Consider the following 16,992-nt stretch of genomic DNA (forward strand, 5'->3'; position numbering starts at 1 on the left):
TCTTAACCTTTTACACAAACTACTTGTTTTAATGTGTGTACAACTTCGACTAAGTCTTGTTGCGCCGCCATCACCTTATCTATGTCTTTATAAGCATGTGGGATCTCATCAATCACGGCTTCATCTTTACGGCACTCAACGCCTTTGGTCGCTGCGACTTGATCTGCAATGTTAAACACTTTTTTTGCTTTGGTGCGTGACATGACACGCCCGGCACCATGGCTACAACTATTGAAGCTATCTGGGTTTCCTAAACCTCGAACAATATAAGAGCGCGCCCCCATGTTACCCGGAATGATCCCCATTTCTCCTCGCTCGGCACGTAAAGCCCCTTTACGAGTGACATAACATTGCTTGCCAAAATGGGTTTCACGAGAGATATAGTTATGGTGGCAATTAACCGCAACATCCATGGTATCAAATTGAATAGGGATCTCAGAGCGCAGTGCTTTCAATGCATTAAACATCATAATGTCACGATTTTTTGCAGCGAAATCTTGCGCCCATTCTACCGCCTCAACGTAATCATCAAAATAAGTACTTCCCTCTTTTAAATAAGCGAGATCCATATCTGGTAAGTGCTGTTGGTGGCGCTGCATTTCTTTTTTAGCGAGCTCTATAAAATAAGTGCCGATACGATTACCAACCCCTCTACTGCCTGAGTGCAGCATTATCCAAACGTGCTCAGTTTCATCGATACATAGCTCCAAAAAGTGATTACCTGTGCCCATGGTACCTAGGTGGTTTATGTGATTGCTTTTTGCAATCGCCGGATGCTTAGCACAGATTTGATTAAACCGCGCTTCCAATTTTAGCCATTGCTGCTCGACTAATTTGGGGATATTACTCCAAGCACCTATGTCGCGTTTTCTGCGATTAGCAGTGCGTCCATGCGGCACTGCTGCTTCAAAAGCACTGCGGATCGATTTTAGGTTGTCGGGTAAATCGGCTGCTTTTAGCGTGGTGCGGGTTGCGACCATACCACAGCCAATATCGACGCCCACAGCAGCAGGAATAACAGCGTCAACAGAGGGGATCACACTTCCTATGGTTGCCCCCTTGCCTAGGTGGACATCTGGCATCACAGCAATATGGCTATGCACTATGTCCATCGCCGCAATATTTTCTAGTTGTTGCTTTGCCGCATTTTCAAATGGCACCCCTTTTGTCCAAGCCTTAATGGGATGTTTATTGCCTGTTTGTAATACTTCGTAGTGAGACTTACACATGCGCTTCTCTCCTCCCAAGGTTTACCACGTTATTCATTAACCCATCTAACCCGCCGTAGACGGTCAAGCTCTCTATTTTGTCAGCAATCTTTTCTAGTGCCTCTAGCTCTTTTAGTCGCATTAAAGTGGGGTTGTTTTCCATCACTTTTGCGGTGTTGTGCAAGCTACGTGTGGCTGCTGTTTCTTCTCTGCGTTTTATCACGTTTGCTTCTGCCGCTTTTTGTGCTTCAACAACCTGATTTAAAATCGTTTTCATCTCTCCCGGTAAGATAATGTCTTTCATTCCCACGTGATTTAGCTCAATTCCCACTGCATTTAATCGCTCATCAACGAGTTCTTTAACGGTTTCGTTGATATAGAGTTTATCAAGCAGTAAGTCATCTAAATCTTGAGTGCCTACAGCCTCTCTGAGTGCTAATTGTAAAGCGTTATAAGCAAATGATTCGATGTCTTCAACGCTTTGCGCGGCGAGTTTGGTGTCGATAACTTTGATACTCGCACTTAAATTAATACGCAGACTCACTCTGTCTTTACTTAAGATCTCTTGACCAGATACCTCTAGCATTTGTGTTCTACAATCAAATATTTTCAATTCAATATTGTGGTTAAATTGCCATAATCCATACTGTCCCGGTGGTAACTCACGTACCAGCGTGTTATTGACATATAAAAGTCCGATATGGTCACTTTCAACCGACATATCTATAATTGGCGCACTCGCTTGTGTTGTGGGTGCTTTAAACAGTAGACTGGCGTTGTTGAGACCAGATTGATTTATACTTGTCATAAGGCTGTCGTCTACATACAGGTTGTTACTGATATCGACCTTCTCCATATGGATATCGCCAGCCTCTTTCCAAAGGTATAGGTGCTCCCCTGGTGGCACAATGCCTTTTAAGACTTGATTGACATACAACAGCCCCACCTCTTCAGGCCCCAGTACTTGATGAGAAATACTTGTGACTTCTTTATGTTTATCATAGATATGTGCGCCTGCTTGTGCCGAAATTGTGCGACAGTCAAACGTTTGTAATTCAAAGTCACGATTGAATTGCCAAACGCCATAGCGACCTGCTGGCAACTCACGAACAAGTTCGTTATCAGCAAATAAAAAGCCAATGTGTTCACGTTCAATGGTGATTTCATAAATCGGCTTACATGCCATGGTTTTCGGGCTTTTGATCAGTTTTGAGGCGAGATTAAGCCCCGCTTTTTCGATGAGCTTTAAGGTATTTTCTTCGACGTAAAACTGCTCGCTGATGTCTATTCGTTCTAGACGGATCTCACCTGCATCTTTCCAAAGGTATAAGCTCTCACCCGGCGCAACAACCCCTTTCAAGGTGTCATTAAAATACAACAATCCGACTTCTTGCTCGGTCAATTTAAAATGACTGATATGTGCATGAAGGTTTGAGTGCGTGTGATACATGCGAACCGCATCAGGCGCAGCAAAATATAATGAGTCTATGCTGTAAGTGACAAACTCAAGTTGATTATTAAAGTCCCAAAAGCTGTGCTTACCAGGGCCGAGTACGCGCTCAAATTGCTTATTTTTATATACGAATACGCGCTGTGTGTGTGAAACAATGTGTTGTTTTCTAAATTTCATTTTTTTTCCTTATACAGCATCGTAACGGCCAACTAGCTATCGACAATTTGGCTAAGTAAGTGCGTGGCTGGGGAGCATCCTGCTTGCCAACCTCGGGGTTTACTTAGCAAAAACTGCCTTAGTGTTAGCGGCGGTTACTTGCAAAGTGATGAGCTATTTAGCTCAAATATTTTTTATATCATCATGAGATGAATTTAATTTTTGGTGATTAGAGCGGGATTTGAACCCGCAACCCACGAACCTAAGTCGCTGCTCTACCGTTGAGCTATCTATCAAATAAGGGGAGTTGAACCCCGCACTTGCGTGCTATCCAAATCAGTCTCTTTACTGAGGTAGCTAATATCGGAATACGTGCCTACAGAGTAAGTCGCACCGCTGTGTTATCTCGAAACACGACATCATGCTACGAGGTTACTATTCCAAGGTACGTGCCAAGCTGAAAATAAATGTAAGATTTATTTTTTAACCTGTTGTTTTGTAAATATTAAAAATTTATTTTGGTTGTTTTTTCTTTAATTTTCACTTGTTCTTTTTTCTCTAAAATGTTTCCATAAATATATTGTTGTATCTATTTGGATATGGTTTGTGAAGGGAGTTGTAGCAGTAAGTTTGTTAGGCACTCAGTTAGATTTTGTGGGTAAGCGGGTTGACCGTTGGCACCGTTGGCGGCCAAATGTATCCTTGGTGAGCCAAGAAAACCTCATTATTAATAAGCTGTATTTATTACATGGTTCGCGCAGTCTGCGGCTTGCTCATAATGTCGCGGTAGACATTGAAACGGTATCGCCTGAAACATCGGTGCAATTGGTTGAGGTTAACTTTGATGATCCATGGGATTTTGGTGAGGTGTATGCCAAATTGTATGACTTTTGCCAAACGATTGAGTTTGATTTGGATAATCAGGAGTATTTGTTTCATATCACAACCGGGACGCATGTGGCGCAGATCTGTAGTTATCTGCTCACAGAGAGTCGCCAATTTCCAGGTAGATTAGTACAAACATCTCCTGATCCAAGCAATGACAATAAATCTGTGGGTCAATTGCATACTATAGACTTAGATCTGTCTAAGTATGATCAGTTAGCGCAGCGGTTTGATATTGCACGTCAACAGGGTGAGAGTTTTCTTAAAGGCGGCATAGAAACAAAAAATTTAGCGTTTAACCGTTTAATTTCTCAAGTAGAAAAAGTGGCTATACGCTCAAGTGCGCCAATTTTACTGATGGGCCCAACTGGGGCTGGAAAAAGCCAATTGGCAGACCGGATTTATCAATTGAAGAAGCAGCGTAACACGCTCCAAGGCGACCTCGTTGTGGTGAACTGTGCGACTTTAAAAGGTGAAAATGCCATGGCTGCGTTATTCGGTCATACCAAGGGGGCGTTTACGGGGGCGTTGCAAGCACGTGAAGGGTTTTTAAAAGCGGCCAATAAGGGGTTGCTGTTTCTTGACGAGGTTGGCGAGCTGGGGTTAGAGGAGCAAGCAATGTTGTTGCATGCAATTGAAAATAAAAAGTTCTATCCCGTTGGCAGTGATCAACAGAGCCACAGTCATTTTCAATTAATTGCTGGTACTAATCGTGATTTGAATGCGTGTGTTGCTGATGGTTCGTTTAGAGAGGATCTATTGGCCCGTATCAACTTATGGACTTATCACCTGCCTGCTCTGAGAGAGCGGCGGGAAGATATCGATGCAAATATAGACTTTGAGTTGGATAAATACAGCCAAGAACATGGGCGCCGTGTTCGCTTCAATAAAGAAGCGCGTGTAGCATATTTAAAATTTGCCCATAGTGAGCAGGCAACATGGCAGGGTAACTTTAGAGATTTGGGATCGTCAATGATCCGCCTTGCAACACTTGCAGACACTTCAAGGATCAGCACAACTGATGTGACTGAAGAAATCGCAAGATTAAAAAGTGATTGGCAAGTACATCAACCTAGCAAGCACAGTTCTTGCTTAATTTCTATTTTGAGCGACGAGCAAATTGCACATTTAGATGCATTTGATCGCCAACAATTAGAGTATGTCGTCACCGTTTGTTTGCAAAGCCCTAGTATGGCAGCTGCGGGGCGCGTATTGTTTGATGTCAGTAGAACGCAAAAAGCCACTATTAACGATTCCAGTCGATTGCAAAAGTACCTAGCAAAGTTTGGCATTAAGTGGCGAGATATTGCAGCCTGCAAATAATGCGTTGCCCGTGTAGGTAATTGTCTGTAATAGCTCTTTACAGAGTTTTTACTACACTAAACAAGGAATTAGTGACGCAAACTAGAAGGAAAACGACAATGCGAGTTGTGAGTATATTGTGTGGGCTGTTGGTATTGGCCAGTTGCAGTAGTCCAAAGCCAATAAAAAAAGCCGAAGTGATCGCGGCTTATTCAATGCTGGCCCCCAGTAAATCAGGTGAGACTATGATTTATATGCGTGCCATCATTCCGGGTGTTCATAGTAAAGATCAAGTGTGTCCTTTACTTGAAAGCGAAAGTGGAGAGCGCAGTCAGATGAAAATCCGTGCTTTCCACCCCGGTAAAAACTTTCCAATTACCGTGTGTGAATCTGCCGTGCAGGCCGGTATTACATATCAGGTTGGCGGCACCGAGCTGCAGTTTGATGCAATGACACTCAACCCTAAGCGTATTCAAGTCTATGGTGATTCTGGCTGTAAATCACATGTATGTGATGGCAATGGGCCTGCGGAGCCGTTCAAAACGTTGATCTCTCAAGGGTCTAAGCGCGATGTTGACCTGATCCTACATATGGGGGACTACAATTACAGAGGTACCAGTGGCAGTATTAGTAAAGGTGTCTATGCCTATGATGCAGGCGATGGTGGCTATGGCGGAAAAACCTGTGGGTTAGAGGAAACCTACTATAGTCAAAATGCACAAGGCAGTCCAAAACCGGATACGTGGCGCGCTTGGCGAGCGGACTTTTTCAGCGCTGCGGATTCTATTCTAACGAAGGCGCCTTGGGTCTTTGCGAGGGGAAATCATGAATTGTGTAGCCGCGCCGGACTTGGCTGGTTTTACTTTTTTGGTCCAGGGTCAAGTTTGGAGCAAGGCATAGCCCAGCGCACGTGCCCAGCACAAGGCAATTTTTCTCAACCTCTGAATTCAGCGGCCTCTGCCATCGCGATGATAGAACCATATATGTTGAAGCTTGAAAAGCTCAATATTTGGGTGCAGGATTCGGCCAATGCATGTGATGATCGGTTTTCAAATGCACTAACAGCGAAGTATCAGAGCCAATATGAGTCTTTACAGAAATTTGCGAGCAAATACCCTGATAAGCCAATTTGGACGGTGACGCATCGGCCGTTGTGGGGGGTGAATAATGTGGCTACTGACAATACATTAAATATCATGTTGCAGCGGGCATTAGCGGATACACCGCTTGGACATCTGCCTGAGCAAGTAGCTTTGGCATTATCAGGCCATATGCATATTTATCAGTCATTGAGTTTTGATAAGCAATATAAGCGTCCGCCCCAAATAGTGGTTGGCAATAGTGGTGTGAGTCTCAGTGAAGAGTTACCTTACACTAGCTTTGATGCCGTTGTGGATGGGCTTCAAGCCAATGGTAATGAGCAAGCAAAATTTGGCTTTTTGGAGCTCGAACTAGACCGTTATTCTGGATGGTATGGACGATTTTTTGATGAGCAAGGCGAAGCGTTTTTACGTTGCGACTCGCAGTTTGCCGTTCGAAACGAACAGGTATGTCAGTAAATCAGTTTTTATGAAGCAGTTTATCTCTATGTGGCGTGGTATGTAACCTTATCTACGCCGCTTTTTGAGTGGCAGCTTAATTTTGTTTAACGTTGGCTTGGCTTTGGACATTTGGTTTGATTGCTTCATCAAATTGTACACTTAGCCAATTGTCATCTTTATCAAAATACATGGTTTTTACTGGCCCCATGCCTCTGAAGTTGACTAAATTGATTTGTTCAGGCCAGATATCTCTCAATGTGCCATTGCGCATTTGTAGACCTTTTAATGGTACTTCTTTCTCGTAAAGCGCTTCTTGATAAACCCTAAAGTACTTGCGGTCTATTTCATAAGTGGGTTTTGATAAGGCTAGTGCTTGACCGTTTAAGCGCCTTAGTGATGTTTGTGTATAGACGTAGTCAGAAAATTGCTGCTGCACTTTGGTATCTTGATAGATATTTTTTGAATCATTGAATAGATGAACTACAGCATGCTCAAGGTCGTGCATATGAAATCTATACTCTAGTTTTATATGTCCATTGTGTGGCAACACTTTTGCCGTTGCCAGTGATGCCTTTAATTTGTGTGCTTGTACTGGTGAAAACCAAATTAAGCTGAGCCCGGCGATAAGCCAAGTTCTCATATATCTAACTCCTTCAATGATAAATGATAGTGTTTACTCACTTACATACAGTCTACAAGATTCTTGATACTTTTAAGAGGATTATTGTGTTTTTTTCTAATATCTTGCAAGCTAAATGTCGGTTTTTTGACCTTTTAAGGTGTATTGATATAACATATCTATCTCTAAGTCGAGTTCTTTTACCTCATGTATATCAAGATATTAATCTTAAATGTAATAAATTGTACGAATAGATAGGTGGTTCAGAAATTGTTCAGCTCGATCATTTAGGCTAGTTGTAGGGCCAAAAATGATGAAAAAATGACAATTTTAATTGTATGCCAAGTATGCATTTTCCATATTTATTGTCTCTATTTTGAAAAAAAATTTAAAAACCCCAAGTTTACTGTTGATATTTGGCATTGTTTATCATTAAAATCGCGCTCTTCCTTATTTTGGGTAAAACTGGCGTTAGTTTTGCTCATTGATTAATACCCGTTTATAGAAAGAAATGTGGTGAGCAGTATGGACTTTTACATACTAAAAAAACAAGAGAAGCTCGTAGCGATACCTGCTGATGAACAAAATTGTAAAGCGTACATAGAAGATGGTTATTGTTACGTTGATAAAGTGGCTGCCTGTAATGAACGTGCTGCAATTAAGCGTTTAGAGGCTAAGCAAAGCAAGCTATATAGAGCACCCATGTTACTGCTTTTGGTGTTACCGCTATTAATTTTCGCATGGTGGCGGTTGAGCTATTAATAAATAGTCCCAAGCAATGTTATATTAGCGTTCCTAATTAGGAAAGGAACGCTGTATGAAAGTTGTACACACATCAGACTGGCATCTCGGTCAGCAATTTTATGAACACAATCGCTATGATGAACATCAGGCTTTTTTAAACTGGCTCATTGAAGAGTTAGTTGAAGTTGATGCTGACTTGTTGGTTGTCAGTGGCGATATTTATCATACAGCAACTCCTCCAGCGACAGCTGAACAACAGTTATATGCGTTCATCAAGCTTGTTAAAGCGGCCTCCCCTCATTTGCATATCGTCATCATTGCGGGCAATCATGATTCTGCCAATCGCATTGAAACAGCGAAGCCATTGCTACAGCAGTTTGATACACATGTAGTTGGTAAATATGACAAACATGCGCCAGAAGAAGTGGTTAAACTGATCAACACGCGTTGCGGTGCTGTTCAAGTTATCGCGATGCCTTTTTTGCGCAGTGCCGATATGACTCAAGTTGACGTCGACGATTCCGGTTACGCACAAGCTGTGCAGCAGGCTTACCAGTCTGCGTATGAGCAGATAAGCGACCAGTCACTTCCAGTGATCACTTTGGGTCACCTACATGCCAAAGGGGGGGATATTTCAACGGACTCTGAGCGCAATATTACCATTGGTGGTTTTGATTCCATTCATGCTGATGTGTTTGGAGATACGCCTGACTATGTGGCCCTTGGTCACCTGCACAAAGCGCAAAAAGTCGCAAACAATGAGGCGATACGCTACAGCGGTACACCTTTTCCGATGTCGTTTTCTGAGCGTAACTATAAGCATCAGATATTGCTGGTTGAATTTTCTGGTAAGCAAATCACTGAGATAACTCCAAGATATGTGCCAAGGCACAAAGAAGTCATTTTATTACCAGAAAAAGGCGGCGCGACTTTGGAAGCGCTATGCCAAGCTATTAAAGACTTGGAGTTACCAGCAGAGGGAGCCGCACCTAAACCTTATTTAAGGCTGCGTTTGAACGCCAACGAAACTGACAGTCAATTCCGTCATAAAATAGAGCAAGCATTGGCTGATAAATGCGTCCACTTTTGCGGTATAGAGCGTGTCTCGCAGGCGACAGGTAATGAGAATACGCCACTGTTTGAGGACTTAAGCAAAGTGAATAACCTCGCACCGCTTACTTTATTAGAGTTGGCATATAAAGAACAAATAGATAAGGAATCTGCATTGCCACAAGAGTTACAAGCATGTTTAGAGACGGTATTAGTTGCATTAAATGAGCAAGGAGAACTATGAGGATCCTTACTATTGAGGTTAAAAACTTAGCCTCTTTGCCAGAAGCGCGTATCGACTTTAACGCCCCTCCTTTGAAAAATACTGGTTTGTTTGCCATCACAGGTGAAACCGGAGCTGGTAAAAGTACCCTGTTAGATGCCATCTGTCTGGCGTTTTACGGTAAAACGGCGAGATTAAAATCAGACTCAAAAAACAAAGTCGCTTTTAATGGCGATGAAATCAAGCTGAGTGACCCGAGGCATTTATTGCGAAGAGGGACAGTCTCAGGTTATGCGCAAGTTGGGTTTGTCGCCCAAGATGGTGAGCAATATACAGCGCGTTGGCAAGTGGCTCGAGCCCGCAATAAAGTGGATGGGCGAATTAAAGAAGCTGAATTGGTATTACTGGATGCCTCTGCTGAGCAGGTATTGGCGCAAAAATCCAACGCAAAGCAAAAGCTATTACAATTAATTGGGTTGAACTTTGAGCAGTTTACCCGAGCGGTGTTATTAGCTCAGCACGACTTTGCTGCTTTTTTAAAGGCAAATGCGGATGAGCGCGCTCAGTTGCTGGAGTGTCTGACCGCGACAGAGCAGTTTAGCCGAGTTGGCAAAACCATTTTTGAGTTTCACAAGCAAAAGTCTGAAGCGCTTGCTTCGTTTAAGCAAAAGCTTGGTGATATTGAGCTACTCAGTGAAGAGGAGCTTGCCCAAAAGCAGCAATATTTAGCAGACCTGCAGCAACAGCAGAGTCAGTTACAATCACAAGTAAAAAACCTAGAACAGCATCTAGGTTGGTACACGGCAAAAGCCAAGCTAGAGCAGCAATTGATTACTTTGTCGAGTAGTGTCGAAGAACAAGACGCGGCACTGGCTAGCCGCAGTGATGAGTTCAAACGTGCACAGCTGGCACAACTGACTCAGCATATCGCTGATAACCGTACTCAGGCTAAGCAATTTCAGGCTAATATAGTGCGTGCCCAATCTGATCTGAGTGTTTTGGCTGCGCAGGATTTCCACAGCGAGATCACGGTTCAAGAATCTGCCCTAAAAGCCAGCAATGAGCAATTATCTCTTGCACAGGCTGCATTGAAACAACATGAGCCTGATATTGCTAAGGTGAGAGAGCTTGATAAAGTACGCAATGAAAATGCGACACTTTGTGAGCAATTTGAAGAACAGGTCGCTCAGCAAAAACGGTTGGAGCAACAGTATGCTCATACACTTCAAACACTGAAATCACAACTCACAGCGTTTGATGCTGAGAAAACGCTGGTGGATAAGCAATTGTCAGAATCGCCACAGTTGGTATCACTGTGTGCATCGTGGCCTCAAACTTACGAAGTACTGCAACAGTATTTACGTGCGCACCATGACAGAAATGAATTACAGGCTGAGCAATCCGCATTGGGCTCGCAATATCAGGCTGCGAAACAAGCCGTTATGGAAGCGCAGCCACAATGCAGTCAGGTTGAGCAACATGTTAATTCAATGCAGGCTGAAGTGAATCAATTGCAGTACAGTTTGAGTGAATTAGACTACGAAAAATTGCAATTTCAGAAGTCACAACTCAATAAGGCACAGCAAGCATTAGAGCAGCAAAGAGTATTGAGTGATGAACTATTGCAGTTACAGGCACACCTTGATGGTTTGAGGCATCAACAGCACAGTGCAGAGGCTCAAAGAAAAGATGCTGAACATCAAGATGAGCTTACTCGTCAGCAATTGAATTTAACTCAAGAAAACTTACATCAGGTTAAATTGCGTGCAAGTGACAATATAAGCGCGTTGCGCGGACAGTTAGAGCATGGCAAAGAATGTATGGTGTGTGGTGCGACCGAGCACCCTTATCGTGTAGATCATATCGACAGTCATTGGCAGCAATTGATCCGAGACTTTGAAGGCCAGTATCACAGTGCAGAAAAGGCGCGTCAGCAAACGCAAGCGCGTTATCATGAGGTGGTGTCTAACCTAGAGCAAGTAAACGGGCAGCTGCAAGCCGCGCTGCAACAAAAAGCGCAGATATTGAACAAGCAGCAAGTAAATCAAACCTTGCTTGATGAACTACCTGAGTCACTTTGCGATGCTAAGCAACACGCGCAGCAGCTTGTACAGATTGATAGCAACCTCGCCCTTTACAGCGAACTGAGTAAATCTCAACAGCATAAATGGCAATTACTACAGCAGAATCAGCAGCAGCTTCAGCAGCTGCGAAGTGCTTTGCAACAGTATCAGCAGCAACTTCAGTCAATTGAGCAATCACAAGCCACATTAACACAAAGAAGCAATGAATTAGCGCAGACTTGTGAGAAGTTGATGCTACGAATTGCCGCAGTCTATGACAATGAGGTGTGGTTATCTCAGCTGACTCACTCTGCTGATATCGCAGTGCAGCACTTGTGTGAGCAAGTGAACGCAGTGATGGCGCTGCAAGATAAGCGTGCGCAAATAGTCAAAGATATCGAGCAATGTTTACCTCAGCAGAGCACCACTCAAGCACTGCTTGATAAGGCTTTACAGCAATTAGGCAACTTTAACGCACAGCTTAGTCAATATCAGCAGCTACGCGATCAGGCGCAAACTCAGCGCGGTGTATTGTTGGCACTTGAAACAACGCCTGAGCAATGGAGTCAGCAACTACACCAAGGTGTTTCTTTGGCGCAGCAACAACTCCAAACGCATAAAGATGAGCTTACTCGTTTAAATAAGGTGCGTGATGAGCAGGCTTTAACTCAAGCGCATCTTATCCAGCAGTTAAAAGAATATGAGGCAAACTTAGCTGACAACCACACTCGCTTTACAGGTTGGTTGGCGCAAACTCAACGTCAATACCCTACTCTGACAGAAGCATTAGTCGATGAGTTACTCGCTTGGCAGCCTGAGTTATGGATGCCATTAATCGAACAGGCAAAATTATTAGAACAACAGCGCGATAACGCAAAGTCACAGTTAGCGCATGTAAAGCAGAATTTGGCGGAGCATACAGAGAGTGGCAAACCTGAACATGCACAGCCGGAAATAGCCACAGCTTTAGACGCACTCAATACGCAGCATAATCAGTTGCAAACTGAAATGGTAACGGTTTCAGTTGCGCTGCAAACTCATCAAAACAATATACAAAAGCTGCAGTCTCAACAAGGTGAGCTAGTACAAATGCAAGCTGACTATGAGCATTGGCACTTACTCAATCGTTTACTAGGCGATGCAACCGGCAAAACGATGCGTAATTTAGCGCAAACACAAACGCTAAAAATCCTACTGCATTATGCCAATCATCATTTAATGAGCTTGTCGCGGCGTTATCGCCTGACTGTAATCGGTCAATCTCTGGAAATTGCCATTGTCGATCGTGATATGGCCGATGAGCAACGTAGCGTGAATACCCTATCTGGTGGAGAATCATTCTTGGTGTCTTTGGCGTTGGCGCTAGGGCTAGCATCACTGTCATCAAATCAAGTGAAAATTAATTCTTTATTTATCGATGAAGGGTTTGGCACGCTTGACCCGGAGACATTGAGTGTGGCATTGGATGCACTAGATGCCTTACAGTCACAGGGTCGCAAGGTAGGAGTTATCTCTCATGTGGCTCAAATGACAGAACGTGTTGCGACACAAATTAGGATTAAAAAGCAGTCTGGTGGATACTCTACCGTGACGACAAAGGAAAGTTAAAGAGGAAAGATATGCCTACATTCACAGGTGATGAAGCACTCAGTTACGATAAACGCATTGGCAAGTTGGTACCAGGCTATGAGCTGCTACATCATACGACTACTGCACAGCTGAGTGTGACGTTAGATCAAGACGCAACCATACTGGTTATTGGTGCAGGCACAGGCAAGGACATTATTGAGTTGGCAAAGCATAATGCTGGCTGGCAGTTTATTGCTCAAGATATTTCTGCGGATATGCTCACTATCGCAGATCAAAATTTTACTAACTTGGGTTTGAGTGACAGAGTCACTATTCACCTTGGTCCAATTAAAGAAGCAACCTATCAAGCAGATGCGGCTTTATGCTTACTAGTACTTCATTTTGTAAAGGATAATGGCGATAAAGCTGAGCTATTAAAGCAAATTGGCCTGAATTTGCGCGCCGGTGGGCAATTGTTTTTAGCTGATTTGATGCAGCCTGATACCGACTTTGAACGCGCGGCGCAGCTACATTATTGCCAGAAGGAGCTCGGGCTGACAGACGTGGGGGCGCAAACGATGCGTCATCATTTTCAAGAAGCCTTTTATCCTGTCAGTGGTGCAAGACTGCATGAACTGACAAGTCTTACTGGGTTTTGCTCCCCTACCCTTTATTTTAAGGCACTTGGTTTTAGTGCCCATGCCATTGCAAAAGGACAGTGATTAAGGCGTATGTGCCCTAATTAATTCGACCAGCTTGGTGATCTTGATATTGCTGAGCTGGCGATAATCAAAATACGGGCATACGATGATCCTGTTTACCGTATCAATGGCAAATTCTTCATCTAACCAGACCATTGAGTGGGTAAAATCGTGATCTCTGATGAGCTTTTTAGCATATGTTCGCCCTGCAATAATGTGCCACTGGTAGTTGTTTTGGCCCAGATCTGGTGGAGAAAACAGCAGAGCTTCTTGTGAGCCTGCTTGAAGTAAGCTTTTATCTCTATACGCTTGCCATGTAAGCGTGTTTGTTTCTTCCTTAGTAAAATCATGATCTGGGTGACTTAACTCAGAGAGAAATTTACTGTATACATTAAACAGCTTTCGCCATCCATTACCGCATTCTTGATTAATATAATCGATCTCACCATGACGTAATGGTATGACTTCATTAAGGTTTTTGTATTCTATGAGGTTAGGTTTATTTTCGACGTATACAGCTAAAATGCCCGCTGGCGCGCCAAAACCATGAGTTAGTATTTTCATGAACTGCCAAGTAGTTTCAACAACTTAATATTCTGCCAGCAGATAGATCGTTTGGCACTCAGTGGCCGTATAGACCACAATATTCAATTGTATCAGTCTACTTACCAAGATAGGAGAGTTTCGCTTTGAAAATACATTACTTTGTAAAAGCATGTGTGTTGGAGGCTTTTTTGTCTTTAACAGCATGTACCGGTTTGCCAGAAGGGATCACACCAGTAAAAAACTTTGACCTGCAGCGTTATCAAGGCACTTGGTATGAAATTGCACGCCTTGATCACCGTTTTGAGCGTGGCATGCAAAATGTGACTGCAACATATACTTTAAATCAAGATGGCAGTGTTGGGGTGGTTAACAGAGGTTATGTTACTGCCGAGCAAACATGGAAGCAGGCGGATGGTGTTGCCAAGTTCGTATCTGAGCAAGATATAGGTCATTTAAAAGTGTCATTTTTCGGTCCGTTTTATGGCAGTTATGTTGTTTTTAAATTAGACGAAGCAGATTATCAATATGCTTATGTGACAAGTTATGACAAAGACTATTTGTGGCTATTGTCTCGCACTCCACAAGTGTCAAATGCTGTTTTGAAGGATTTTCAAGAAACAGCAACGAAGCTTGGTTATGACGTCGGTGCGCTAATTTACATGGAACATCAAAGTATTAGTTCACTGTAAGCCCCCTTTACAGACATACTAATAAAGTCTTTCTTTTGACCAAAAAGATTAATATTTCATAAACTTATTTGTCATTACTTCCGTTCAGGCTAGTTGCGCTTATAAACCCAATGTAGCAACAAATAAATCGGAGTAATAAAAAATGAAGCGCATAGCCTATTCGTTAATTGCCTCTGCCGTCACTTTGGCACTCACTGCGTGTAGCGGAGATGATGGTGCACCTGGAACTCAGGGCCAACAAGGTGTTCAAGGTGAGCAAGGGACTGCTGGACCTGCAGGTGAAAATGGGTCAGACGGGATCAATGGAGCTAATGGTGCAGATGGTAAGGATGGTATTAATGGCGTAAATGGTGCTAATGGGTCAGATGGTGCTGATGGGTCAGATGGAGATAAAGGTGCAGATGGAGATAAAGGTGCAGATGGAGATAAAGGTGCAGATGGAGATAAAGGTGCAGATGGAGATAAAGGTGCAGATGGAGATAAAGGTGCAGATGGCGCAGATGGAATTGACGGAGTTAATGGCACTGACGGAATCAATGGCGGTACAGGTTTAGTTCGGATCGCGACTGTACCAAGAGGCTCGGAAGTAACGGGGATTTTCTTAACTGAGAAAGGTGACCTCTTTTTTAATGCACAACACCCTAGTGATGCAAACACAGCCGAAGATAATTTTAACAAGCGCCCATTTGATACAGGAACAGTTGGTGTACTGACTGGTGTCAACTTCAATAAATTGCCTCGTAATTTGGTTGATGCCCCGCTTCATGCAACCGAATTTGAAGCGCAAACAATTGTCACTGCAATAGGTCAGTATCAAATCTTAGGTCAAACCGGAGACACATTTAATGACCTTGGCACAAACGGTTTAGCGGGTGGGCTTGGTGTAATCTATGGTATGACTTCTGGTAACGAAATCATCAAAAATGACATGCCAGATTTTAATGGTTTTATCTATGAGTCAGAAAATACTGGTTATTTGTTCACTAACTGGGAAGATTACCCTGGCGGTATGAGCCGCTTAAAAATGAGCAAGAGCGAAAATGGCCAATGGAGTATTGAGCAGGCCATGATGTTAGACTTTGATTTAGTAAAGGGCACGGCGGCAAACTGTTTTGGATCTGTATCTCCTTGGGGAACTCCATTGACTTCAGAAGAGTGGATTGTAAATTCAGATGTTAATTCAACTACTTATCCAGAGTGGAATGCGCCAGTTGTTAGTACACGTTTGGCTCAACTGAGAGAGTTTTTAGCACCTGAATCACCAAACCCATATCGTTATGGTTACATTGCAGAAGTAAAGTCTCCGATGGCAGATAAGCCTGTCGTTGAAAAACATTATACGATTGGGCGATATGAGCATGAAAACGCCGTTGTCATGCCAGATAGACGCACGGTTTACTCCTCGCAAGATGACACTGGTGGTGTGCTGTTCAAGTTTGTTGCCGATACAGCTGAAGATCTTAGCTCGGGCACGTTATACGGCGCAAAGCTTATTCAAGATAAAGGCTTATCAGACCCTGCAGTCACTGGGTTTGATATCGAGTGGAAAGAGATTGCAACGGGCACCAACGCGGCTATTTTAGACTGGATAGTTGAGTATGATGGTATTACGCCTGACAACTATGTAGACGGTAAAACTAATTATATTTCCATAAAAGATGTGCAGGCTTGGGCGAATGGTGACGCAACCTATCCGACTGAGGCACAGGGCGGCTCACCAGTCACTGCTGGCAAACCTATGGATGACCGTGCGGCATTTTTAGAATCACGCCAAGCGGCACGCCTTAAAGGGGCAACCGCTGAATGGCGTAAGCTTGAAGGCTTAGCAATCAATCATGACCGTGTGCTGGAAGCTGTGTCTGGCCAAGATGTGATCGCAGGCGAAGTCGTAGAAAAAGCTTACTTATATATAGGTATTGCAGATATCGACAACACCATGATTGATGGCCAAGGCGACATTCAGCTATCTGCTCGTGTAAAAGATTGTGGTGGCGTTTATCGCGCGCACATTGATAGCAACTATAGCTTAACTCGTATTGAACCTGTTGTGATGGGCTCGACTTATCGTTCATCGTTGAATGATAAAGAGCGTTGTGATGCAAGCCAGTTAGCACAGCCTGACAATGTAGTTGTTATGCGTGACGGTCGTATTCTTATCGGAGAAGATCACAGTACGGATTGGAAATACAACAACACATTGTGGATGTATGACCCTAAATCAAAATAACAATTAATTACTGAGG

At 43.3% G+C, this 16,992-nt stretch carries 12 protein-coding genes and 1 tRNA gene; 8 read left to right on the forward strand and 5 right to left on the reverse strand.

From position 1 onward, the window contains the following. Positions 1-2: 2 nt before the first annotated feature. The 3 genes from L1077_RS17615 to L1077_RS17625 all read right to left on the reverse strand — a co-directional run bounded on the left by L1077_RS17615 (position 3) and on the right by L1077_RS17625 (position 3,112). Positions 3-1,229, reverse strand: a complete 1,227-nt coding sequence (locus tag L1077_RS17615; protein WP_237138273.1) for an RtcB family protein — start codon at positions 1,227-1,229, stop codon at positions 3-5. Continuing rightward, entirely contained in the window at positions 1,222-2,838 is a 1,617-nt protein-coding gene (locus tag L1077_RS17620; RefSeq protein WP_237138274.1) for a slipin family protein, read from the reverse strand. The genes L1077_RS17615 and L1077_RS17620 overlap by 8 nt, the downstream gene beginning before the upstream one ends. 202 nt (positions 2,839-3,040) lie before the next feature. Further along, positions 3,041-3,112: transfer RNA gene (locus L1077_RS17625), tRNA-Leu, on the reverse strand. A gap of 311 nt (positions 3,113-3,423) precedes the next feature. Between L1077_RS17625 and rtcR the strand changes: the two genes are divergently transcribed. After that, on the forward strand, positions 3,424-5,025 hold the full coding sequence (rtcR, locus tag L1077_RS17630) for an RNA repair transcriptional activator RtcR (RefSeq protein ID WP_237138275.1): 1,602 nt from the start codon (positions 3,424-3,426) through the stop codon (positions 5,023-5,025). A gap of 98 nt (positions 5,026-5,123) precedes the next feature. Then, positions 5,124-6,563, forward strand: coding sequence for a metallophosphoesterase (locus tag L1077_RS17635; protein WP_237138276.1), 1,440 nt, complete (start codon positions 5,124-5,126; stop codon positions 6,561-6,563). A 76-nt stretch (positions 6,564-6,639) separates the two neighbouring features. Here the strand turns inward: L1077_RS17635 and L1077_RS17640 are convergent, their stop codons facing one another. Beyond that, entirely contained in the window at positions 6,640-7,185 is a 546-nt protein-coding gene (locus L1077_RS17640) for a DUF6702 family protein (protein WP_237138277.1), read from the reverse strand. Positions 7,186-7,689: 504 nt separating this feature from the next. Between L1077_RS17640 and L1077_RS17645 the strand changes: the two genes are divergently transcribed. The 4 genes from L1077_RS17645 to L1077_RS17660 are packed head-to-tail and all read left to right on the forward strand — an operon-like array spanning position 7,690 to position 13,535. Further along, a complete protein-coding gene (locus L1077_RS17645) occupies positions 7,690-7,926 on the forward strand; it encodes a hypothetical protein (protein ID WP_237138278.1) in 237 nt (78 codons plus the stop codon). A 55-nt stretch (positions 7,927-7,981) separates the two neighbouring features. Beyond that, positions 7,982-9,202 (forward strand): exonuclease SbcCD subunit D, encoded by a 1,221-nt coding sequence (locus L1077_RS17650; RefSeq protein ID WP_237138279.1) that lies wholly within the window; start codon positions 7,982-7,984, stop codon positions 9,200-9,202. Next, the gene (locus L1077_RS17655) at positions 9,199-12,852 is read left to right on the forward strand and encodes an AAA family ATPase (protein WP_237138280.1); all 3,654 of its coding nucleotides are present in this window, start codon (positions 9,199-9,201) and stop codon (positions 12,850-12,852) included. The genes L1077_RS17650 and L1077_RS17655 overlap by 4 nt, the downstream gene beginning before the upstream one ends. An 11-nt stretch (positions 12,853-12,863) precedes the next feature. Next, the gene (locus L1077_RS17660) at positions 12,864-13,535 is read left to right on the forward strand and encodes a class I SAM-dependent methyltransferase (protein ID WP_237138281.1); all 672 of its coding nucleotides are present in this window, start codon (positions 12,864-12,866) and stop codon (positions 13,533-13,535) included. Here the strand turns inward: L1077_RS17660 and L1077_RS17665 are convergent, their stop codons facing one another. Continuing rightward, complete coding sequence (locus L1077_RS17665) at positions 13,536-14,078, reverse strand: DUF6942 family protein (RefSeq protein WP_237138282.1); 543 nt, start codon at positions 14,076-14,078, stop codon at positions 13,536-13,538. It abuts the gene before it with no gap. A 170-nt stretch (positions 14,079-14,248) separates the two neighbouring features. On the opposite strand from L1077_RS17665, the gene L1077_RS17670 reads away from it, so the two are divergent. Together L1077_RS17670 and L1077_RS17675 are read left to right on the forward strand one after the other, a co-directional pair. Continuing rightward, positions 14,249-14,749, forward strand: coding sequence for a lipocalin family protein (locus tag L1077_RS17670; protein ID WP_275424235.1), 501 nt, complete (start codon positions 14,249-14,251; stop codon positions 14,747-14,749). Between the two features lie 142 nt (positions 14,750-14,891). Then, positions 14,892-16,976, forward strand: a complete 2,085-nt coding sequence (locus L1077_RS17675; protein ID WP_237138283.1) for an alkaline phosphatase PhoX — start codon at positions 14,892-14,894, stop codon at positions 16,974-16,976. The last annotated feature ends 16 nt before the right edge of the window (positions 16,977-16,992 follow it).

It is taken from the genome of Pseudoalteromonas luteoviolacea (genome assembly GCF_021654285.1).
Lineage (GTDB): Bacteria > Pseudomonadota > Gammaproteobacteria > Enterobacterales > Alteromonadaceae > Pseudoalteromonas > Pseudoalteromonas luteoviolacea_J.